The organism is Streptosporangium sp. CA-135522, from assembly GCF_050949235.1.
Taxonomy (GTDB): Bacteria; Actinomycetota; Actinomycetes; order Streptosporangiales; family Streptosporangiaceae; genus Streptosporangium.
Genome location: NZ_CP192026.1, coordinates 9444164 through 9466266 on the forward strand (window position 1 = coordinate 9444164; position 22103 = coordinate 9466266).

The 22103-nt window shown below is 71.2% G+C and carries 15 protein-coding genes; 7 read left to right on the forward strand and 8 right to left on the reverse strand.

Annotation, left to right across the window (positions count from 1 at the left end; all coding sequences use genetic code 11):
• Positions 1-113: 113 nt before the first annotated feature.
• A complete protein-coding gene (locus ACQPYK_RS44460) occupies positions 114-938 on the reverse strand; it encodes a hypothetical protein (protein WP_433245998.1) in 825 nt (274 codons plus the stop codon).
• A 300-nt stretch (positions 939-1238) separates the two neighbouring features.
• Here ACQPYK_RS44460 and ACQPYK_RS44465 point away from each other — a divergent pair, with 300 nt between their 5' ends.
• Positions 1239-4760, forward strand: coding sequence for an AfsR/SARP family transcriptional regulator (locus tag ACQPYK_RS44465; protein ID WP_433246001.1), 3522 nt, complete (start codon positions 1239-1241; stop codon positions 4758-4760).
• Here the strand turns inward: ACQPYK_RS44465 and ACQPYK_RS44470 are convergent.
• On the reverse strand, positions 4741-6204 hold the full coding sequence (locus ACQPYK_RS44470) for an FAD-dependent oxidoreductase (protein WP_433246004.1): 1464 nt from the start codon (positions 6202-6204) through the stop codon (positions 4741-4743). The two genes, ACQPYK_RS44465 and ACQPYK_RS44470, sit on opposite strands and share 20 nt — an antisense overlap.
• A 210-nt stretch (positions 6205-6414) precedes the next feature.
• Between ACQPYK_RS44470 and ACQPYK_RS44475 the strand changes: the two genes are divergently transcribed.
• Complete coding sequence (locus ACQPYK_RS44475) at positions 6415-6846, forward strand: hypothetical protein (protein WP_433246006.1); 432 nt, start codon at positions 6415-6417, stop codon at positions 6844-6846.
• 63 nt (positions 6847-6909) lie between these two features.
• On the opposite strand, the gene ACQPYK_RS44480 is transcribed toward ACQPYK_RS44475, so the two are convergent.
• The 3 genes from ACQPYK_RS44480 to fxsA form a co-directional block, all read right to left on the reverse strand.
• Entirely contained in the window at positions 6910-8328 is a 1419-nt protein-coding gene (locus ACQPYK_RS44480) for an MFS transporter (RefSeq protein WP_433246009.1), read from the reverse strand.
• 188 nt (positions 8329-8516) lie between these two features.
• A complete protein-coding gene (locus ACQPYK_RS44485; protein WP_433246012.1) occupies positions 8517-10553 on the reverse strand; it encodes a hypothetical protein in 2037 nt (678 codons plus the stop codon).
• A 406-nt stretch (positions 10554-10959) separates the two neighbouring features.
• Complete coding sequence (gene fxsA / locus ACQPYK_RS44490) at positions 10960-11130, reverse strand: FxSxx-COOH cyclophane-containing RiPP peptide (protein WP_433246015.1); 171 nt, start codon at positions 11128-11130, stop codon at positions 10960-10962.
• A 256-nt stretch (positions 11131-11386) separates the two neighbouring features.
• On the opposite strand from fxsA, the gene fxsT reads away from it, so the two are divergent.
• On the forward strand, positions 11387-13948 hold the full coding sequence (gene fxsT, locus ACQPYK_RS44495) for an FxSxx-COOH system tetratricopeptide repeat protein (protein ID WP_433246018.1): 2562 nt from the start codon (positions 11387-11389) through the stop codon (positions 13946-13948).
• A 121-nt stretch (positions 13949-14069) separates the two neighbouring features.
• On the opposite strand, the gene ACQPYK_RS44500 is transcribed toward fxsT, so the two are convergent.
• Together ACQPYK_RS44500 and ACQPYK_RS44505 are read right to left on the reverse strand one after the other, a co-directional pair.
• Positions 14070-15413 (reverse strand): HEXXH motif domain-containing protein, encoded by a 1344-nt coding sequence (locus ACQPYK_RS44500; protein ID WP_433246021.1) that lies wholly within the window; start codon positions 15411-15413, stop codon positions 14070-14072.
• A complete protein-coding gene (locus tag ACQPYK_RS44505) occupies positions 15410-16642 on the reverse strand; it encodes an FxsB family cyclophane-forming radical SAM/SPASM peptide maturase (protein ID WP_433246024.1) in 1233 nt (410 codons plus the stop codon). Before ACQPYK_RS44505 ends, ACQPYK_RS44500 begins: the two co-directional genes overlap by 4 nt.
• Before the next feature lie 280 nt (positions 16643-16922).
• Between ACQPYK_RS44505 and ACQPYK_RS44510 the strand changes: the two genes are divergently transcribed.
• A complete protein-coding gene (locus ACQPYK_RS44510) occupies positions 16923-17453 on the forward strand; it encodes a hypothetical protein (RefSeq protein WP_433246027.1) in 531 nt (176 codons plus the stop codon).
• A gap of 50 nt (positions 17454-17503) precedes the next feature.
• Complete coding sequence (locus ACQPYK_RS44515) at positions 17504-18640, forward strand: sugar ABC transporter substrate-binding protein (protein ID WP_433246030.1); 1137 nt, start codon at positions 17504-17506, stop codon at positions 18638-18640.
• A gap of 140 nt (positions 18641-18780) precedes the next feature.
• On the opposite strand, the gene ACQPYK_RS44520 is transcribed toward ACQPYK_RS44515, so the two are convergent.
• Entirely contained in the window at positions 18781-20379 is a 1599-nt protein-coding gene (locus ACQPYK_RS44520) for an MFS transporter (protein ID WP_433246033.1), read from the reverse strand.
• Between the two features lie 97 nt (positions 20380-20476).
• Here ACQPYK_RS44520 and ACQPYK_RS44525 point away from each other — a divergent pair, with 97 nt between their 5' ends.
• Together ACQPYK_RS44525 and ACQPYK_RS44530 are read left to right on the forward strand one after the other, a co-directional pair.
• The gene (locus tag ACQPYK_RS44525; protein WP_433246036.1) at positions 20477-20896 is read left to right on the forward strand and encodes a MarR family winged helix-turn-helix transcriptional regulator; all 420 of its coding nucleotides are present in this window, start codon (positions 20477-20479) and stop codon (positions 20894-20896) included.
• Between the two features lie 202 nt (positions 20897-21098).
• Positions 21099-22097, forward strand: coding sequence for an NAD-dependent epimerase/dehydratase family protein (locus ACQPYK_RS44530; RefSeq protein WP_433246039.1), 999 nt, complete (start codon positions 21099-21101; stop codon positions 22095-22097).
• The last annotated feature ends 6 nt before the right edge of the window (positions 22098-22103 follow it).

Consider the following 22103-nt stretch of genomic DNA (forward strand, 5'->3'; position numbering starts at 1 on the left):
ACACCACTCAGAACCGGCACGGCCACCCGGATACACCACTCAGAACCGGCACGGCCACCCGGCCCGGCCATCCGGACACGGCTCAGAACCGGCACGGCCCCGGGACACGCCGCTCAGAACAGCCAGTCGAGCAGGCCGCCCCCCTTGTCGGGGTTCTGGCTCGGAGGCTGGTTCCCGCTCGGGGCCGAGCTCTCGGCCGGCGCGGAACTCTCACTCGGGGCCGGGTCCTCGGTCGAAGGATCGGGCTCGGGCTCCGATGAGGCGTGCGGCCGGGAGTCCAGGTCGTGGGAGTCGTCCCGCTCGCGTTCCCGGGTCGGCCTCGGGCTCGGCTTGACCGGCGGGGCACTGCGCGTCGGCACCGGCCGGGGCGTCCGCGTGTGCGGCACCGGAGCGCGGGAGACCTCCGGCCGGGGAGTCGACCGGCTCTCCTCGGCGGTCGGCTCCGTCGTCGGGACGGGTTCGGTGGGCTCGGGAAGCGACGTCTCCGCGGGCGGCGGCATCTCCGCCCTCGCGCATCGGGCACCGGCCGAGCAGGAGGTGCCGGGCGCCGACCCCATGCTGGACGACAGCATCCATCCCCCGGCGAGCCCCACCGTCACGATGGCCGCGACCACGGTCAGCAGCGTCTTGCTCCGCCGCCGCCGGGGTTCGTCGTGCTCCGGCTCCTCCCGCCAGCCCGACCCCAGGAAACCCCGCCCCTGCTCCGGGTCGCCGTCCGTCTCGCGCGGGAAGCGCCGGTCGTCCTCTGTCTCACGCGGGAAGTGCCGGTCGTCCTCGTCGCCGAACTCCGCCGTTTCCGGGGAGTCGTCACCGTGAACCGGCTCTGGGACCGCTTCTCCCGGCTCGTCGTTCCACAGCGCCTCCTGGACGGCCTGCGGGGACTCCTCGCCCCGTGTCGGATCCTGGGCGGCGTCCGGGCTCCACCCGTCCGACAGCACGTCGCCATCCGGGCGACCGGGTTCACGCTGAGGCGCGACGGGTCCCAAGGGGCCGGTCTGCTCACGGGGATCTTCTTCGTATGGCCCTTGGATGCCGTCGTGCCCCACGATGCCCCTTTCTGACATGAATTTCGGTCGGGCATCTTCCTAGCAGATCCGACAGTCACCTGTCCGAAAAATTCACACATCGAGGAGAAACGCCCAGGTCTTCGTGTCGCCCGAAAGGCCTATGGATCCGGGCATCTCGGCGGGTGTGACCCGGCCCGAGCGGGTGCCCGGCGGAGAGGACAATGGGATGCCATGCGAATCGGGATTCTGGGGCCGCTGCGTGTGTCCGGCACCGAAATCGGGGGTGCGCGACTGCGCTTCCTCCTGGTCAGGCTGGCCCTCGACCCGGGACGCGTGATCACCGCCGAACGACTGATCGACGACCTCTGGCCCGACGGCTCGCCCGCCCATCCGGCGAACGCGCTGCAGTCTCTGGTCTCGCGGCTCCGTCGCGAGCTGCCCGGTGCGATCGTCTCCCATCCCGCCGGCTACCTGCTCGACCTTCCTCGGGAGGAGATCGACGCCTGGGCCTTCGAACGGCTGGCCGGCGAGGGCCGTGCGGTTTCGGACGACCCGATTCGAGCGGCGTCCCTGCTGCGGGAGGCGCTGTCCCTGTGGCGCGGCGCGGCCCTGGCCGACGCCTCCGGCATGGCCTTCGCCATCGCTCCGGCGGCTCACCTGGAGGAGCTGCGGCTGACGGCGCTGCAGGCCCGCTTCGACGCCGATCTCGCCCTGGCCGGCGGCCGGAACCCCGGCTCCTCCTCCGACCTGGTGGCCGAGCTGGAGAAGGTGACCGCGACGCACCCTCTGCACGAGCCGTTTCACGCCCGGCTCGTGCTGGCCCTGCTGGCCGACGGACGCCGCGCGGACGCGCTGGAGGCGTTCGAGCGGATCAGGCTGCACCTGGCCGACCGGCTCGGTGTGGACCCCGGCCCCGAGCTTCGCGACGCGCATCTCACCGCCCTACGCGACGGTCCGTCCCGTACGGCCGCCGCTCCCCGGGAAACGGCGGCCTCCGCACCCGCCCCGCCCTGGACCTCCGCGCCCCTGACCTCCGCACCCGCCCCGCCCCGGACATCCGCGCCCGTCCCGCGCCGGGGAAACCTGCCCGCCCGGCTGACGAGCTTCGTCGGCAGGCAGGCGGACCTGGCTCGGCTGCGGGAACTGCTCGGGAACGCACGACTGGTCACTCTCACCGGTCCCGGCGGGGTGGGCAAGACCCGGCTGGCGATCGAGACGGCCGCGGGACTCGACGTGCCGGACGGCGTCTGGCTGGTGGAGCTGGCCGCGCTCTCCCATCCGTCCGGCGTGGCGGCGGCCGTACAGGCCGTGCTCGGCGGCAGCGGTCTCCTGACGGACAGTGCCGGCCGGGGAGAGGAGAGCGCGCTGGACCGGCTGGCCGGGGCGCTCCGCGACAGATCCCCGCTACTGATACTGGACAACTGCGAGCACGTGATCGACGAGGCGGCTCGGATCGCCGGTCGGCTGCTGGCGGCCTCCGGCGGGCTGCGGATCCTCGCCACCAGCCGCGAGCCTCTGGACATCACCGGCGAAAGCCTCCACCCGGTGCTCCCGCTCGGCACTCCCGGACCGGGCGCCGGCGTCGAGGACGCGCTGGCGTTCCCGGCCGTGGCGCTGTTCGGCGACCGCGCGGCGGCGGCTCTGCCGGGCATGCGCGTCGACCACGAGACCGTGACCGACGTGGTACGGCTGTGCCGGGAGCTCGACGGCATCCCCCTGGCCATCGAGCTGGCGGCGGCCCGGCTGCGCTCCCTCACCCCCGGCCAGCTCGCCGACATGATCGGTGATCGGCTGGCGTTTCGCGGGAGCCGTACGGCACAGCCCAGGCATCGCACGCTGCGAGCGGTGATCGACTGGAGCTGGGAGCTGCTGAGCGCCGACGAGCGGACGCTGCTGCGGCGGATGTCGGTGTTCTCCGGAGGCGCGACCGCCGACGCGATACGACGGGTCTGCGGCCAGGACGTGGACATGGTCGCCTCGCTCGTCGACAGGTCGCTGGTCGCCGTCTCGCCGCGGACGGGCGAGGACGGCGACGAGGTCCGATACCGGCTGCTGGAGACGGTTCGGCAGTACGCCGCCGAGAGGCTGAAGGAGTCGGGCGAGGCCGATCGGGTCCGCACCGGCCACGCTCTCCACTTCCTGGAGCTGGCCGAGGCGGCCGAGCCGTCGCTGCGGACCGGTGACCAGCTACGCCTGCTCACGATGCTCGACATCGAACAGGGCAACCTGGACGCCGCCCTCGATCACGCGATCTCCGTCGCGGACGGCGACCTCGCACTACAGATGATCATGGCCAGGCTGTGGCCGTGGGTGATGCGCGGACGGCGCCGCGAGGCGGGAGAACGGGCGGCGGCGGTGCTCGCGGCCGTCGGCGAAGATCCGCCGAAGGGTCGGGAGCTGGCGCACGCGCTGTGCGTGCTGACCGCTCCGGCACGGCCGTCCGCGACGCGGGACGCGCCCACCGCGCTGACGCGGGCCCTGCGGACGGTGAAGGAATCGGACCACCCGGCCGCGCTGGGAGCGTGGGTGATCGCCAACGGCTACGCCGGTGGTCCCGAGGAGACCTTCGAGCGGGCGCTGGCCATGAGCGGAAGATTCCGCGATCACCACGATCCGTGGACGAGGGCGACCGCCCGGCTGGTGGGCGGGATCGTCGAGTTCGAGTACGGGCGCGCGGGGGCCTCTCGGGCGCAGGCACTGCTACGGCCGGCGCTGGAGGACTACCGTCTGGCCGGCGACCGGTGGGGGCTGTCGCTCGCGCTCTACTGGCTGTCACTGGCGGCCGAGAACGGCGGTGACTTCGATGAGGCTCTGTCCCTGCTGGAGGAGTCCGCGGCGTCGGCGGCGGAGATCGGTGGCCTGGAGGCGGTCCCGGGGCCGGCCATGCTCCGGGTACGGCTCGGCCAGCTCCGGGCGCGCACCGGTGACCTCTCCGGCGCCGAGAAGGAGTTGGACCGTGCCTGGGCGGCCGTGGACCGAAGGGGGACCGCCGAGGACCGTGCCTGGGCGGCCGTGGACCGAAGGGGGACCGCCGAGGACCGTGCCTGGGCGGCCGTGGACCGAAGGGGGACCGCGGTGAACCGGGCGGAGACGACCGCGCAGGGAGACGGGGGCCGGAACCGGGACGGGGACGGGGACGGAACGGTCGTGCACCGGGCAGGGACCACCGCGCACCGGGATGGGACCACCGCGCACCGGGGCGGGGACGTGGTCGCGGCGGCCCGCGTCGGATATGCCCGCGGGGAGCTGGCCCGGTTGCGCGGAGATCTCGGGGGCGCCGAGACCTTGCTGCGCGAGACGCTGGAGCTGCTGCGGGAGCAGGCCGCGGCCCCGCTCCAGCTGGTGGCACTGGTGAACGTGGAGCTCTCCCGGGTGCTCCGGCTGCGCGGTGAGCCCGGCCTCGCCCGCTCGCCGCTCCGCCGCGCGCTCGAGTCGATCGTCCACAGCGGGGACGAGACCGTTCGCGCGTCGGTCCTGGAAGAGGCCGCCGAGTGGCACGCCTCAGCCGCCCCTTCCTCTCCCGCCATGGAACGGGCGGCCTCCCGAGCCATGGAACGGGCGGCGGCGCTGATCGGAGCGGCGCACGCTCTTCGCGGCATCGCACGGACCACCGACCCGGCCGTCGGCTCGCTGGTCGCCCAGGCCGTCGCGGCGCTGGGCGAGGATGGTTACCGGACGGCGCGGGAGCGGGGCGCCGCCCTGTCGAGCCCCGAGTCACTCGCCCTGGAAGGGATCAGCCCGCGATCACCGTGACGAGATGGTTCCGCAGGCCGCTCGCGTCACCGTGGTAGCCGACGTAGCCGTCGGGGCGGATGAGCACGAGCCCCTGGCCGTAGTGATCGTGGACCTGGTCGTGGACGTCGACCAGGTCGCCCGTCTCTCCTCTCCGGACCACGCTGTGGGCGCGGATCGCCGAGCCGTACGAGGCGTTGACCTCGGCGACCAGTCCGGCGTGGGCCGCGCCGAGGGCGAGCAGGGTGAAGTGGGGGCCGCGCAGGACGTCGAAGAGGCGGACGCCGTCGAGCGTCGCGTCGGGGGCGCGCTCGCCGCCGCGCTCGCCGACGGCCAGCGAAGCGTCCCGGTAGCCGAGCAGGAGCTGCTGCGTCTCCTCGTCCCGGGTGTGGGCCCCTTCCTCGCCCCGCTTGGCCCTGGCGTACAGCTCGGTGCTGATGCCGAGCACGTCCGCCGCCACCGGCAGCCGCTCCTCCTCATAGGTGTCCAGGAGCCGCTCGGGGGCGCCGGCGAGGACGGCCGCGAGCTTCCAGCCGAGGTTGTAGGCGTCCTGCACGCCGGTGTTGAGTCCCTGTCCGCCCGCCGGGGAGTGGACGTGGGCGGCGTCCCCGGCGAGGAAGACCCGGCCCACCCGGAACCGTTCCGCCATGCGGATGTTCACCCGGTAGATCGACGTCCAGGTGAGGTCGGTGAGCCGGATGTCGGAACGCCCCGACCCCTCCTCCAGGATCTTCTGGAAGGACTCCAGGGAGAGTTCCGGAGCGTTCTCGCCGGTGAACGGCGCGGTGAACTGGAACACGTCGGTGCCCGGCATCGGGCACAGCGCGACGCGCAGCGTCCGGGACGCCATGTCGGCCCAGGTGTGCCAGTGGTCGTGGTCCAGGTCGGAGGTCTTGACGTCCCCCAGGAGCATGCGCTCGGTCTCGAACGTCTCGCCCTCGAAACCGACGCCGAGTCGCTTGCGCACCGCGCCGCGCCCGCCGTCCGCGCCGACGAGGTAGGCGCACCGCACCTTCTCGGTGCCGTTGAGCGTGACCGTCACCCCGTCCTCGTCCTGCTCGAACGCGGTCATCTCGGTGTCGAGCTCGACGTGGTGGCCCAGCGCGGCGAGCCTGTCGCGCAGGATGCGCTCGGTGCGCCACTGCGGCTGCATGAGCACCATCGGGTACGGCACGGCGGCCTCAGGCTCCCTGGGCTCGTGCATCCTGCCCTCCCAGACCACCCGGTCACCCGAGTAGGTGCGGATGGGCGGGTAGACCTCGCCGGTGGCGAGAACCTCGTCGATGACACCGAGGTCGTCGAAGACCTCCTGGGTGCGCGGTTGCAGGCCCTTGCCCCGCGACCCGGCGGGATGCCCGGGAGACCTCTCCACGATCCTGAAGCCGACTCCGCGCCGGGCCAGGTCGACGGCCAGCGTCAGCCCGGTCGGTCCCGCGCCGACGATGAGCACCTGGGTTTCGTTCATCACTGACTCCTGAGTGGTCGCGGACAAGCTCCTGGGTGGTTACGGGGAAGACCATGTCCCGCCCCGCTGCCAGACCGCTGTCAGATCGCTGTCCGCGCCGCGCAATGACGTGACAGGGGCGGACAGGGGCGGAGACCGGCGCCCCCTGGCCGGTGGAGATCTGATCCCCGGGAGACCATGTCATGGGCATGCGGGAGATACGGTCGGCTCATGTCTGAGCGCAACATGCCGCACGACGCCGACTCCTGGGCGTGCCCCCATGGGCAGGACGCCCGCCGCGGCTGCGTGGTCTGTTACGAGGAGTCGGTCAATCCCGATCCGGCCCTGTCGTTCTGGGAGGTCGCGGCCTGGTTCACCACCGACCGGCCGGTCCCCATCCGGACCCTTCAGGACGTCCACCACCACGGCCGCCGCTTCGCCCTCGATCAGCCGTCCACGCCACTGGTCTACCTCCTGACCGGTCACGCCCGGGCCCGTGACAGCATCCAGGCCATCGCGGGCGTGGTCGGTTTCCTCCTGCACAACCGGCACGTGGTCGCCGACTTCACCGTGACGGAGACCCGGGCGACCCCGCAGTCACGGGCCAGGACGAGCACGAGCCGCCAGACGGACGTGTGGCTCGACGACCGGCCGGGCGCCTGAGGAAACCCTTCGGCGGATCGGCCCGTCACCCGCCGCCGGCGGCCCGGCCGGACGCGCCGCCGGTCAGGCCGTCACGGGAGCGCCGGTGGACAGGCTTCTGCGCAGTGAGGGAACCACGGTCACGACTCCTGCGGTGGCGACCATGGCGACGGCCAGGACGCCGACCGCCCAGTCTTTGAAGACCGCGACGAGGGCCGCACCCACCAGCGGTCCGAGCGCCACCGCGCCGTGGCTGACGAGCCGGGAGACGCCGAAGACCCGTGCGAGGCTGCCCGGGGCGACCCGCACCATGATCGTTCTGATCATCACGTTGCTCAGCGATCCGGCGAAGCCCATCACGAACATCGCGATTCCGAAGGCGATCGGGCCGTCGAACCACAGGACGATCGTCAGCGCGCCCACCCACACCCAGGCGTGAACGAGCAGGATCGACCGGCCGTTCGCGAGCATGCCGACGAGCCAGGTGAGCCATCGGGCCGAGGTCTCCGGGCCGGTGGCGTGGACGATCCTGTTCATGACGCTCCTTCTCCGGGGAACGACACCGGCCCCCAGTGCTCCCCCGATGCCCGATGCCGCGAGCAGCACGCCCACCAGCATCGGCGCCAGGTTCATGGAGGGGAGGGCGTTGATGAAGATCATTATGAGCGCCTGCGTCATCACGGTGGTCATCCCGGTCAGGACCGTCGCCACGCTCAGGAACGGGTGCCTCCAGAGCTTGCCCGCGCCGTCGGCCACCTCGCGGGTGAAGGACGCCCGCGGCGATCGTGACCAAGGCTCGTCCTTCACGAACGCGAGGGTGCACAGCGACATGAGCGACATCACGATGTTCGACAGGAAGGGCGCGACCAGGTGAACGCCGTGCAGGACTCCCCCTATCGAGCGGCCCAGGAGTACCGAGACGTGGCTGCTGACCTCGTGCCATGCCACAGCGGAGGCCAGGTGTCCCTTCCGGACGAGCGAGGGGACCAGCGCGGACTGGGCCAGCGAGTAGAAGACCCAGAGGCCTCCCTCGATGAAGGCCATCAGCAGGAGCCAGGCCAGCGGCGGCGGCCGGTTCCAGAGCAGCAGCGGCGCGATCACGCTGGCGACGGCGAGGACGCGGAGTGACTCACTCCACAACATGACTCTTCGGTAGCCCCACCGATCGACCAGGACACCCGCGGGGACGTACACCAGGAGGCCGGGAAGGGTCGAGGCGAAGGCGACCCAGCCGGCCGAGATGGGCGAGTCCATCACCGCCAGGGCGAGCAGCGGGTAGGCGACGCCCAGGGTCCGCGATCCCACGGTGGAGAGAGCCGCACCCGCCCAGGTCCACAGGAATTGCCGATTTTTATGGAGTTTTCCCGATATATCCGCTGTTTCGAATGACGCATGTATTTCGGCCGTTTCCCTCGCCCCCACCCCCGTCTGACCTGCTGGTGCGCAGTCAACAACAGCGGAAGGCGAGGCCTCCGACCGGAGTGCCGTTCGCGAGCAAAACATGGAGAGCAATTAGATCAGCCACGGGAAACGCCCGAAGCGGTTCGGTCGAAGGCCGCACGCGCGATCCGGCCGGCCGCTCACTCCGTGGAATGCCGGCTGCTCACTTCATGGAACACCGACCGCTCACTTCATGGAACACCGGTCGCTCATCGTGGAATGCGACCGGCTACCGCGTGGGACTCGGCCGGCTACTCGGCGGAACCATGTGATTCCAGCCTCAGAAGCATGCTTCGCGCATGCCCGAACTGGTGCGGGAAGAGCGTGGGATCCGACGCGTGCAGCGCCCTGCGCAGCAGCGAGACGGCCCGGCCGGGCTGCTGCGACCGTGCCGCCACCTCGGCTGCCCTCAGGAGCACCGGTCCGTTGGAGGGAGCCGCCGCCACGGCGTGGTCGATCTCCTCGGCCGCCTCGGTGGTCCTGCCCACGTGAGCCAGGGCGAGGGCCCGGGCGGCCCGCACCTCGGGTCGTGCGGCGACGTCGGGCCGTGACCGGTCCAGACGGCTCAGGTCCTGCAGGGCACCACGGTGATCTCCGCGTTCGGCCAGGATCTGGCCGCGTCCGGCCAGCGCCTCCGGCTCGTTGGGGACGACGGTCAGCACCCTGCCGAACTCGGCCGCCGCCGGCCACAGGTCTCCGGCCCCCCACAGCGCCCGGGCGAGCTCCGAGCGGAGCGACAGGTCGCCGTCGAGCCGCCGGACCGCCGCGCCGAGCTTGACGATCGCCTTGGCGTACTCGCCCCTGATGAGCAGAAGTCGCCCGATCGCGGCCAGCAGGCGGGCCACCGCCACGTGCGACTGCAGCATCTCGAACAGCTGCGCCGCCCGCTGGTAGCACTCTTCGGCCTCTCCCAGCAGCTCGCGCAGGAAGGCGATGTTGCCCAGCATCGACTGCGCCTCGGCCTGCAGACGGATCTCGTCGTGTCCGCACAGGCGGACCGCCTCGGCGGCGTGCCTTCTGGCGACGAGCAGCTCGCCGTCGACCATGGCGTCCTCCGCCGCGCGAAGGCTGTCGGCCGGACCGGTGCCGTCCTCGTCGGCGGACGGGACGTCGTCGGCCGGCCACGGCCGGTTCGGCTGCCGGATGACCGTGGCGAGCAGCTCGTCCTGGAGTTCGTACCGCCAGGCGTCGCCTTCCGGTCTCGCCCGCAGGATGTGCCGCCGTTCCAGGACCCGGGCCAGGGAGGGGGGCAGGCCGCCTCCGGCCCGGTACGGCTCGCGGACCTCCCCCCGCGGCGCGGAGTCGGCCGGGAACGCCCGTTCCAGCCACTCCCTCAGCTGCTCCTCGGTCACGCCGTAGTCGCGTGCGACGGCGTGGATCGTCCGGCGGTAGAACCTTTCGAGCACCCGGCCCGCGTCGGCGAAGGCACGCAGGTGGCCGGGGGCGATCACGTCGACGTCCGCCGGCAGCCGCCTCCACAGCTCCGAGCAGACCACCTGCAGCCGCCAGGGCTCGATTCCGGCGCCGCCTCCCCAGGCGCCCGCGGAGGTCGTCTCCCACCGCGCACCGTGCAGGCTCTCCACCAGGCTCTGGGCGACCTCCGGCGCCAAGGACCACCCGCTGTCGCGCGGCGGCCCGGCCACCGCCTCGATCGCGGCCTCGGCGTTCAGCGGCCGCAGGTGCAGCCTCGCCCTGTCGTGCCCGGCCAGATCCGTCTCCAGGGGGAGCACGGCGGACAACCTGCCGTCCGTGATCGAGATCAGCAGCCGCAGGTTCGGGAACTCCTTGACCGCCTCGCTCAGCTGGGAGCGGAAGTCCTCCTGGTGGACGGATCGGGAGGTCGGGTCGTCGGGGACCTCCTCGAACTGGTCGATCGCGGCGAGCACGGGAAGCGGGGCGCCGTGCGCGTCCTTGCGCACCGGGCGGGTGCGCAGGAACTCGCTGATCGTCAGCCGGGACAGCCGGATGGGCGACTCCTCCGGGGACCATGTCGACAGCAGGGCGAGCGTGTAGGGGTTGTGCCGCGGAAGCGCGGCGAGGGGAAAGGCCGAGGCGTGCGAGGCCCGCCCGACCGGCAGCAGGTCGGCGGCGGCGTCCAGGACGGGCAGGGCCCCGGCGCGGATCAGGGAGGTCTTGCCCACCCCCGACGGCCCGTGCAGGATGACCAGCCGGTTTCTCAGCCACAGGGCCGCCAGCGTGCGCGACTCCTCCGTTCGGCCGAAGAAGCGCTCCTGGTCGCCGTCGTCGAAGGCTCGCAGGCCGACGTAGGGGCTCTCCTCCACGGCCATCACGCCTTTCGTCCGGAGCGAAAGCCCAGGCCTGGAAAGATGTCACAGAAAGCACGCATACGCGAATTACCGCGAATGGTTTTCACATTATCGCGCACGCCGCACACGGGAGGCCGGCCGCACCCGTTCGGGGGCGGCGGCTCACGGTTCGGCGTGAGGCCGGCGTCCGCGCCGACCCTTTCGTTTCCCCGCGCACCGGCGCGGGACGGGAACACGGCGATGCGCGATCGTTTTCGCACCCTCGGCAGCGCCCGCACCATGAGCCGATGATAATTGCCCGCCGTACGAACGGATAGGCGCGGATTCGGGAAGGTCCTGTCACCCTTTTCCCCCGTCTTCCCCCGATGGGCGGCGCAGTCGACCGGAGGCGTCATCCGCGTTCACGGCGACGCCGTCCGGCCACCGGTCACAGGGCGGACTCGAACTCCGCGACCTGGCTGCTCGCCGCATCGACATCCGCCACGACATGGCCCAGAGCCCGGCCGAGGACGGAGTCGCCGAACGCGGCGAGGTCGGACAGGGAGAGTTCGCTGACGTCCACCAGGGCCGTTTCGAACTCGGCGAAAGTGTTGCTCATGCCGGCTTCCCTCCCGTTCCCCGGGCCGCGCCTGCCCGGGATCACCGTCGGACGACCTGCACCATACAGGACACCGTTCCCGATGATACGGGAATATCTCCCGCCGCATAGTCGCCAAAACGGCCGCTCACCAGACGAAATAAATTAGGATGAATTCTATATCCGATTACAGTTCACCCTAATTTCCAGGCGGCCAATTATTTGGCTAAGTTCTGGTTAGCATGGTCGGAGTTGCGTTTCGCGTAGGAGGCCCGATATGGCTGTGTCCGAGACCGGCGGCGTCTCTGGGATGACGGGTTCGTCGGCACCGATCATTTGGGGAAACGTCCCACAGCGCAACCCGAATTTCACCGGCCGCATCGATCTTCTCGGCCAGCTGAGGCAGCGGGTGACCAGCGAGGTGACGGCCCTGGTCCCGCACACCCTCCACGGATACGGCGGCGTGGGCAAGACCCAGCTGGCGATCGAGTACGTCCACCGCCACGCGGCCGAATACCAGGTGGTGTGGTGGGTGTCGGCCGATCAGCCCACGCTGATCCGGTCCACGCTCGCGGCGCTGGCGCCCCGCCTGGGCATCACCGGCATCGCCCCCGGCCGCGTCGAGGAGCTCGTCACGGCCGTGCTCGACGCGCTCCGGCGCGGAGACCCCTATCCCGACTGGCTGCTGGTGTTCGACAACGCCGACCAGCCCGAGGACCTCTACGACATCATCCCCACCGGCGGGACGGGACACGTCCTGGTGACCTCGCGCAACCACCGCTGGCAGAACCGCGCCCGCATCCTGGAGGTCGAGGTGTTCCCCCGCGAGGAGAGCCTCGAGTTCCTCAGGCGGCGGGTCCCCGCGGTGGCCGCGGCCGACGCGAACAAGCTCGCCGACAAGCTCGGCGACCTGCCGCTGGCACTGGAGCAGGCGGGCGCGTTGATGTCCGAGACGGCGATGTCCGTGGCCTCCTACCTCGACCTGCTGGACACCGAGGCGGAGAAGATCCTGGCGGAGAACCAGCCCGCCGACTATCCCCACACGGTCGCCGCCGCCTGGAGCCTGTCGATGGCCCGGCTGCGCGAGCAGATGCCCAACGCGCTGGAGCTGCTGTATCGCTGCGCCTATTTCGGGCCGGAGCCGATCCCCCTTGAGATCATCGAGCAGCGCCACCTCATGCTCGCCCCCTCCTCGCTGCGCGACACCATCCAGGACCACTACCAGAGGAACCGGGCGATCCGGGAGCTCGGCCGCTACTCCCTGGTCCGGATCGACAACTTCCGCCGCACCCTGCAGATGCACCGGATCATCCAGACCCTGATCCGCAAGAACCTCTCCGAGGAGGAGCAGGAGGTCATCCGCCACGACGTCCACCTCCTGCTGGAGGCCGCCGCCCCCGACGTCCCCGACGACGTGGAGAACTGGCCCAAGTACGCCGAGCTCGTCGCCCACGCCGACCCCTCCGCCCTCCTGTCGTGTCACCGGGCGGACATCCGGCGGCTGGCCACCAACATGGTGCGCTACCTGTTCATGACGGGCGACTTCGCCTCCTGCGAGGTCATGGCCGAGAACGCGCTCAAGGAGTGGACCGTCGCCAGCGGGACGGACGACCTGCACGTGCTGGTGATGTCGCGGCACAAGGTGAACCTCCTGTTCGCCACGGGCAGGTTCGACGAGGCCTTCGCCCTCAGCGAGGAGATCCTCCCGAGGATGCGGGCGACGCTGGGGCTGGAGCACGAGGAGACCCTCGGCCTGACGAACACCTACGGAGGGCTCCTGCGGGCCCGCGGCAACTTCAACGCCGCCCTCGAACTCGACGAGGTCTCGCTGGAGCTGCACAGGAAGGTCTTCGGAAGGGCTTATCCCGAGACGTTCAACGCGGTCAACAACCTCGCCGTCGACTACTCCCTCACCAACCGCTACGAAGAGGCGCTCCGCCTCCATGAGGACCTCTACCAGGATCGCAGCGACTACTACTACGGCCGCGACGACCACCCGAGGGTCGTCTCCACCAGCGCCGCCCTGGCTCGCGACCTGCGTCTGATCGGACGTTACGGGGAGGCCAGGCAGCGGGCCGAACGGGTCTACCTCACCTATCAGGAGATCGTCCGGCAGCGCGTGATGGCGGAGAACCACCCCTCCATCCTGCTCCAGGCCAAGGACCTGTCGGTGATCCGGCGGAAGGCGGGAGCCGTGGCCGAGGCCTTCGAGCTCGCCAAGGAGGTCGACGCCCGATACCGGCGGGTGTACGGCGACAACCACCCCGAATCCCTGGCCGCGGCCATCAACCTCGGCAACGCCCAACGCCTGGCGGGGGAGCTCTCCGCGGCGGCCGAGCTGATCGAGCAGACCGTGGACCGCTACGGGAGGGTGCTGGGCATCGATCATCCGTTCACCCATGGGTGCGCGCTCAACCTCGCGGTGGTCCGCCGCCAGCTCGGGGACGCCCTCGGCGCCAGGAAGCTGCTGGAGAAGGCCATGGACGGCTTCCTGCGCAACGACAGCATCGGGGCCGACCACCACTACACGCTGACGTGCGCCACCAACCTGGCCAGCGCGCTGGCCGACCTGGGCGACACCGAAGGCGCGCGGCAGCTCGGCGAGGACACGCTACGGCGCTTCCGCGCGGTGCTGGGTTTGGACCACCCCCACACCCTGGCCTGCGCCTCTAACCTGTCCATCGATCTCGCGACGCTCGGGCACCGGCCGGAGGCCGGCAAGCTGCGTAACGACACCGTCGAACGCTACGTCCGCATGCTGGGCGAAAACTACATCGACGTCCGGTTCGCCCGGAACGGCGACCGACTCGACTTCGACTTCGAACCGACGCCCTTCTGACCGGTCCCGGCTCTCCCGCCGGCCTCTCACGGCCGGCGCCACGGTCTCCGGCCGGGGCCCCGTGGCCCGCGCCCCGGCTCTCCCATCAGCCCTCCCTACCCGGCCCCGGGTGGCCCGCGCCTCAGCTCTCCCGGCCGGGCCCCGGGTGGCGCCGCCCCCACTGCGCGCGGTGGTTCAGGGCGGCCGCGCGTGCCCGCCTCATCGCGTCGAAGGGGATGTCGTCCCCCTTCCAGCTCTCCAGGGTCGCGGCCATCCCCGTCACGAACTCGACCCCGGCCGGCGACAACCGGCCGCTCTCCAGCAGGGTGGTCACCACCTCCCCGGTCTGCTGGCGCCACCGCGCGTAGTCGGCGTGGGCACGCAGAGCCTGCTCCCCCTGGTCGAGGAAGCGCTGGGTCCGCCAGAAGTCCGCCACCGCGAGGTGCGCGTAGGCGCCCTGCAGCAGGCCGACCAGCGGGCGCGGGTCGTCCCGCCAGGGGGCGTACCAGCGCGGCCAGTCCGGCTCCTCGGCCGCGTTGACCAGCGGGAGGAGATCCAGCAGCGCCCACAGCTTGGCGTGCTGCACCTCGTGCGCCAGCACCGAGGCCAGGGTCCGCCCGTCCTTCGGCAGGGACAGCGCCACCGCCCCGAACGCGGTCCGCGAGGTGGCGCTCACCTGGCGTCCCGCGGGGGATCGCATGGGGACCAGGGTGGTCGTCGCCGCCGATATCTCCGCGGCCACCTTGGGGTGGTGCGCGACCAGGAGACTCCACCCCTCTTCCAGGACCCGCTCCCACCGCCGCGCGGCGACCGGCCCCTGCCGGCCCGCCGGCCCTCCCTTGGGCAGCCGGTAGGGATCGAGGTCGTCGAGGGTGACGGTGAGCGGCTCGGCCCCCTCGCGGACGGTGAACGTCCGTAGCCCCGTCCAGCCCTCGGCATAGCGGTACGGCTCGGCGGGTACGACGACGCTCCTGCCGTCCCCGAGCACCTCTCCGGCGCCCGCCGCGGACCGTACGGTCACCCGCGTCGCGCTACGGCGCCCGGCCACCGGCAGGCGGGCGACGCCCAGCGAGGGAAGGACCACCCGGCTGCCGTGGACGGTGAAGTCGACGGCGCACTCCACCCCGGAGCGCAGCGCCGCCGCCGCGGCCATGGCCGGCAGGTAGGCGAACGAGAGGGGCCCGCCCGTCTTGGTCGACAGCGCGTGCAGGGTCCGAAGCGCCCAGGTGCCGACGGTGGGATGGCGGAGCACCGGCTCGACCAGGTCCGGATGGTCGGCCTGGAGCGCCGCCAGGAGGCCGTACGCCTCCTCCATCTCCCCGGCGCGATGGTGATCGATCTTGGCCGCGGTGGCGACCACGCTGCGCAGCAGCAACAGGTGCTTGCTGCGCTGGGTGCCGGCGAGGAAGCGGATCCCGTTCATTCCTCCTCCGCCCTCGGCCAGCGCGGTGAAGACGTCCCCGGGGATGACGTACCTCTGGATCACCCTTGTCGTCTCCTCTGGAGATCAAGCTGAAGGCGGGTGCGAATGTGCTGGATGAGCCGGTAGAGGTCGGGACAGTAGACCGAGGGGTTGAGGTAACCGCTTCCCTCGCGGTAGCGGTGCGGGTAGAGGCCGGCCCCGCAGACGCGGGCCAGGTCGCAGCTCTGGCACGTCTCGCTCAGAGCCGCCCGGCCGAGCTGCCTGGCGACGATGCCCGGATGGCGCAGGACGGCGTCGAAGGAGTGGTCGACGATGTTCATCCCCGTGGCGGGAGCCCCCTGCTCGACCACCTTCAACGCGTCGAGCTGCTCGATGCCTCCGTCGGTCTCGACCACCACGAGACTCGACGGGGTCAGGCCGACCGCCTCGCTCGCCGACTCGCGTCCGAGCAGCAGGTAGATGATCTCCCTCAGCAGCCGCACGTCCGTCTCCTGCCGGGGTGCGCCGTACCATCGGTCGAAGATCTGGATCAGCCAGTCGGCGTACGGCGTGCGCGTCCGGTCGGCCGTGCGCCCCGGGGGCGGGGAGGACCACGTGCCGTGCGGGAGCAGGAAGCCGATCACCGGCGGCTCGAAGGCGAGCAGTTCCTCGTAGGTCTCGACGGGATCGTTGTCGAGGTCGATCGTGCAGAGCAGCCCTCCGTACAGCCGCCGGTGGGCGGGGCTCATCAGCAGACGCAGGGCTCCGGCGACGGCGTCGTGGCTGCCGCGCCCGTCGGCGTAGCGCCGGTGGCGGTCGTTGTCCCGCCGGCCTCCGTCGAGACTGACCCCCACCCGCAGGTCCAGCTCGCCGAACAGGCGCAGGACGTCTTCGTCCAGGAGGACGCCGTTGGTCTGCACGGCGGCCTCGACCCGGACGTCGGGGGCGCACACGGCGCGGACGGCGTTGACGGCCTCGGACAGGTATCGGCCGCCGGCCAGCAGCGGCTCGCCGCCATGCAGGATGATCCGTACGGAGGTGAGGCCGTGCGCCCGCGCGTGCTCGGCGATCCGGCGAGCCGCGACGGCGACCAGGCTCATGGGCATGACCATCGGGCGTGACCGCCAGCTCTGGTCCGCCATGGTGTAGACGTAGCAGTAGTCACAGGCCAGGTTGCAGCGGCTGTGCACTTTGAGCAGGAACTGCTGGAACGGCCGTGGCCGCCAGCCACCTTCGACCAAGGCGTCGACATCGAGCGTGGCCGGCCACTCGGGCGGGCGTTGAGGCTCGGGTTCTGCGATGTCGGCGCTCACGCTGGAAACACTCCTGCACCAGCCCGGCAATCGGGGAAATTTTATTCTAACTACAAAAATGAAGGCATTGAATAGTTTCACCGGTAGCCGATAAATATCAGGACCGAATCGACGAAGAGTGCTGTTCCAAAAGGAACGCGCCACAGCGATGCCTTCGCGATGACGGCACTTGACGGCTTCCGGTGGACCAGAATGCCGCCAATCGGAAAACTGGGGTCATGACTGGTTCACCGTACGCTCCCACCGGCCCTGAACTCGAATTTCTCTCGGAAGTCGTCTCGTGACCGCGTTCGCGGCCACGGCCGACGTCGTCTCCGGATGGTTCGCTCTAGCCGGCACACTCGGCGGCGGGTTACTGACCGGAACCGTCGGTTTCGTCACCGTTATTCTCAATCAGCGATGGCAGGCGCGAAACGAGGATCGACGCCTCCTGAACGAGCGCACGACCCAGCTCCGCCAGGAACGCCGAGAGGCGTACCTGGGCTACTGGTCGACCTGGGACCGGCTATATCATGAGATTCAGGCACTTTATGATGAATTGCTTTCCAGCCCACAACACGTCTCCCCCGAAGTCGTCGAGCGGATGCACGTCGCGGAGCTCGCCTGGCGGGAGGCCGCCAACGCGCTGTTCCTGATCGGGGGCGCCGACGTCGCGGAGGCCGCCGTCGCCCACCTCACCGCGACCGAACTGCGGATGAGGAGGACCTGGGAGCGCCAGGATCCCTCCGGCGCCCGCGACACGGCCTACCACGGCCTCCACGAGGCGATGCGCGGCGAACTCCTCACACCGCCGGCGATCGCCCGCCGATGACACCATCTGCCCGTTTTGTGTATGTTTGGGGGAATTTCGGGGGGTTGGCAGTGAAGAGAGCGGTAACTCGCCTGGTGATGGGCGGGATGGCCCTTGCCATGGCGTTCGGGACGGTCGCCTGCGGGGCCGCCGGGAAGGGCTGGGGTGACGGCGACGCCTCGGCTTCCGGCGACGTCGGAAGCACCGTGGCCGGCGGTTTCAAGATCGGCCTACTGTTGCCGGAGTCCAGGACGGCACGCTACGAAAAGTTCGACCGCCCTTACATCACGCGGGACATCACCGCGCTCTGCCCCGGCTGCCAGGTCGTCTACGGCAACGCCGACCAGGACGCCGAACGGCAGCGGCAGCAGTTCGACTCGATGCTCGCCGGCGACGTCAAGGTGATCATCCTGGACGCGGTGGACGCCAAGGCGATCACGCCGGCGGTGTTCCGGGCCCGCGGCCGGGGGGTGAAGGTCATCGCCTACGACCGCCTGGCCGGTGGGCCGATCGACGCCTACACCTCCTTCGACAACATCCAGATCGGCAAGATGCAGGGACAGGCCCTGCTCGACGCGCTCAGGGCGGGAGGCGATCCCAGGCGGGGGCCGATCGTGATGGTCAACGGCTCGCCGGCCGACCCGAACGTGGACGACTACCGCAAGGGCGTCCACTCGGTCCTCGACGGCCAGGTGGTCGTCGGCAAGGAGTACGACATCCCGGACTGGAGCCCCGACCGGGCCGGCGCCGAGGCGGCGGACGCGTTCACCGCACTCGGCGCGGCCAAGGTCATCGGGGTGTACTCCGCCAACGACGGCATGGCCGGCGGCGTCGCCCGCGCGATGCGCGACACCGGGGTCGGCGAGGGCACGCCGTTGACCGGCCAGGACGCCGAACTCGCGGCCGTCCAGCGCATCCTGCTGGGCACCCAGACGATGACCGTCTACAAGCCGATCGAGCCGGAGGCCCGCAACGCCGCCCGGATGGCCGTCGACCTCGGCTCGGGCAAGGCGGTGACGGGCGGCGGAGGCGACGATGGCACCGTGGGCAACGGGACCTCCTCCTCCATCCCCACCCAGATCATCCAGCCGATCGTGGTCACCAAGGACAACATCAAGGACACCGTGGTCAAGGACGGCTTCTGGACCGTCCAGGAGATCTGCACGCCGGCCGTCCGTGCCGCGTGCAAGGCCGCCAGGCTCCTCTGAGCCGGTTGCGACCGGCCCGCCCGCACGCCGAGGCCTCTCTTCGTCGACCGCGGCGGGGCGGCGGCTTCTCTTCGTCGGCCGCGCCCCTCCCCGGTGACCATGTTCCTGGTGACCACATCCTGGTGACCACGGCGCAACCGTCAGTCCTCGGCGCGCCGGCCGCCCAGTGACAGGCTGGCCAGCAGGCCGAGGGTGAGGAAGCCCGCCGCGCCGAACGCCGCGTAGCGGGTGCCGGTCGCGAGAGCCTGCCTGGCGGCGCGGGCGACCTCCGGTTGCCGGGACAGACCCGCGATGGCCCCACCGGCACTGCGCTGCACGGCGGAGACGAGTTGCTCGCGTCGCGTGGCGTCCATCCCGTTCACTCCGCCCAGCCGCTGGTCGAGGTCCGCGCCGAGCCCGGCGAAGAGCAACGTGCCGAGCACGGCGATACCGAGAGCCGAGCCGACCTGCCTGACCGTGCTCTGCGTGCCCGAGCCCTGACCGCTGCGCTCGACCGGGACCTCGGACAGGACCACGCCGGTGAGCTGCGCGGTGGCCAGCCCGATGCCCATGCCGTAGCAGAACAGGAACGGCACCGGCAGTGCCCACGGGGTGCCCGCGGAGACCACGAGGCCGAGCCCGGCGATGCCGACGATCTCCAGCACCAGGCCGACGCGCACGGTGAACGCGGGACCGCGGGACCGCGCCATACGGGAGGCGAAGGCGCTGGCCGCGAAGGAACCCACCGCGAGCGGGAGGAGGGCGACGCCCGTCTGCAGCGGCGAGTAGCCGAGCACGAACTGCATCCACAGCGGAAGCGCGAACAGCACGCCGAACTCGCCGAGGCTGACGATCAGCGCGGCGACGTTGCCGTTGCGGAAGGAGGGGATGGCCAACAGCGACAGGTCCAGCAGCGCGACCCGCTCTCCCCGATTGCGGGCCCGTTCCACCAGCACGAAGACGGTCAAGGCCAGCGCGGAGGCGGCGAAGGCCACCGGCACCGGCGAGATCGTGAGCGGCCAGCTCCAGCCACCGACGGTGAACGTCTCGATGGCCGACCACCAGCCGTAGACCCGGCCCTCGACCAGGCCGAACACCAGGAGGCCGAATCCGAGGGTCGACAGCGCCGCGCCGGTCACGTCGGCACCGGCCCTGCCGTCGAGCTCGCGCGATTCCGGCACGAACGCCAGGACGCCGATCACCACGGCGACGGCGACGGGGATGTTGACCCCGAACGCCCAGCGCCAGGACAGGTCGGTGGTGAGCCAGCCACCGATCAGCGGCCCGACCGCGGCCATCCCGCCGATCGTGGCGCCCCAGACGGCGAACGCGGTCGCCCGGTCCCTGCCGCGAAACCCCGCGTTCAGCAGCGACAGCGTCGTGGGGAAGATCATGGCTCCGCCGATGCCCTGCAGGATGCGTGCTCCGACGAGCATCGGGCCGCTGACCGCCGCCGAGGCGAGCAGGGACATCGCCGCGAACAGCGTCACCCCGGCCAGGAGCAGGCGCCGGCGCCCCAGCCGGTCGGCCAGGCGTCCGAAGGTGAGCAGAAGCGCGGCGAACACCAGCGCATAGGCCTCCTGAACCCACTGCGCGCCCGTCGAACTCAGCCGGAGATCACCGATGAGCTGCGGGACGGCCACGTTGGTGATCGTCGCACTGGAGATGATCATTGCCACGGCCAGCGCGATGAAGGCGAGTCCCGCCCACCGTGCCCGGCCGCTCGCGTGCTCCGCCCGTGGTGATGTCGTCGTGCTCAACCCGGCCGCCTCCTCGGAATCCAATGCTAAGTACCCTTAGCTTCCTTCGGATAACGTGGCCTCAGGGTTTCATCCGAGCACCGGCAGATGGAGTTTCGTGGACGACCACGCGTCCTGGCCGACCGGCCGCCTCCTTCTGGTCGCCGCGCGTCTGGTGGAGCGCGAGTGGAACGCCGTGCTCGCCGAACACGGCCTCACCCACGCGGGTTTCCTCACCCTGAACGCGCTCGAGGACGGCCCGCAGACCCAGCGGGAGCTCGCGGCCCGCACCTACGTCGAGGAGCAGACGATCCGCCCGGTGCTCGACCGGCTCGAACGCGACGGGCACATCAGCCGGGAGCGCGACCCGGCCGACCGGCGTCGCGTGATGGTGAGCCGCACCTCCCGGGGAGAGCGGACCTACACCGCGCTCCTGGCGGGCGACTCCGCCGAACGGATCATCACCGACCGGGTGGAGGACCCCGAGGCGCTGCGCGCCGAGCTCATCCGACTGATCAGCGGCATCCGCGGGCAGTGACCGGGCCGGGCGTCCGCGGGTAGTGACCGGCCCGGACACCTGAGGACATCGACCGGACCGGATGCCCGCCGACATCGACCCGGGCCGGACGTCCGCGGGCCGACATCGACCAGGCCGGGCGTCCGTGGGCCGATTCTTACGAGGTGCGAACGCCACGGCCGCGCCTCCCCCGCGCCGCGGCGGGCGGGGATAGCGTCGCCGCATGAGGACACTGGTCACCGGCGCCGCCGGGTTCATCGGAAGTCACGTGGTCGAGGCCCTGGAGGAGGCCGGACACGAGGTCGTCGGCCTCGACCTGCGCGACGGCGGCGGGGACGTCCGGGACAGAGCGGCGCTCGACCGCGTGCTGGGCGGCGTCGACGCCGTGGTGCACCAGGCGGCGAAGGTGGGGCTGGGAGTGAACGTGGCCGACCTTCCGGACTACGCCTCGACGAACGTCCTGGGCACCGCCACGCTGCTGGCCGCCATGGCCGGGCACGGTGTCGAGCGGCTGGTGCTGGCCTCGTCGATGGTGGTGTACGGCGAGGGCGCCTACGAGTGCGCCGAACACGGCGGGGTACGGCCGGGGCCGAGAGCCGAGCATGATCTCGCCCGGGGAGATTTCGAGCCGCGGTGCCCGCGGTGCGGGCTGGCGGTGAGCCCTGCCGCCATCGGCGAGGACGCCCCCGCCGACCCGCGCAACGCCTACGCCACGACCAAGCTCGCCCAGGAACACCTGGCGGCGAACTGGGCACGGGAGACGGGCGGCGTCGCCGTGGCTCTGCGCTATCACAACGTCTACGGGCCGCGGATGCCGCGGGACACCCCCTACGCGGGGGTGGCGGCGATCTTCCGGTCGGCGCTGGAGGCGGGCCGGGCCCCGCGCGTGTTCGAGGACGGCCGCCAACGCCGGGACTTCGTGCACGTGCGTGACGTGGCCAGGGCCAACCTCGCGGCGCTCGGCGGGCTCGGCACTCGAGCCCCGGGCACGCTGTCGGCCTACAACATCGCCAGCGGCGAGCCGCACACGGTCGGCGAGATGGCCGCGGCCCTCGCCGGCGAGCGAGGCGGCCCGGCCCCCGTGACCACCGGCGAATACCGGCTGGGCGACGTGCGGCACATCGTCGCCGGCCCGCAGCGCGCGGCGGCGGAGCTCGGCTTTCGCGCGGCGATCCCGTTCGCGGACGGGATGAAGGAGTTCTCCACCGCCCGGCTGGGCTGATCGGCA

Excerpts from the sequence above, each read along its gene's own strand:
- ACQPYK_RS44465 (WP_433246001.1), top strand. The coding sequence starts at position 1,239 with ATGCGAATCGGGATTCTGGGGCCGCTGCGTGTGTCCGGCACCGAAATC.
- ACQPYK_RS44470 (WP_433246004.1), bottom strand. The coding sequence starts at position 6,204 with ATGAACGAAACCCAGGTGCTCATCGTCGGCGCGGGACCGACCGGGCTG.
- ACQPYK_RS44475 (WP_433246006.1), top strand. The coding sequence starts at position 6,415 with ATGTCTGAGCGCAACATGCCGCACGACGCCGACTCCTGGGCGTGCCCC.
- ACQPYK_RS44480 (WP_433246009.1), bottom strand. The coding sequence starts at position 8,328 with ATGTTTTGCTCGCGAACGGCACTCCGGTCGGAGGCCTCGCCTTCCGCT.
- ACQPYK_RS44485 (WP_433246012.1), bottom strand. The coding sequence starts at position 10,553 with ATGGCCGTGGAGGAGAGCCCCTACGTCGGCCTGCGAGCCTTCGACGAC.
- fxsA (WP_433246015.1), bottom strand. The coding sequence starts at position 11,130 with ATGAGCAACACTTTCGCCGAGTTCGAAACGGCCCTGGTGGACGTCAGC.
- fxsT (WP_433246018.1), top strand. The coding sequence starts at position 11,387 with ATGGCTGTGTCCGAGACCGGCGGCGTCTCTGGGATGACGGGTTCGTCG.
- ACQPYK_RS44530 (WP_433246039.1), top strand. The coding sequence starts at position 21,099 with ATGAGGACACTGGTCACCGGCGCCGCCGGGTTCATCGGAAGTCACGTG.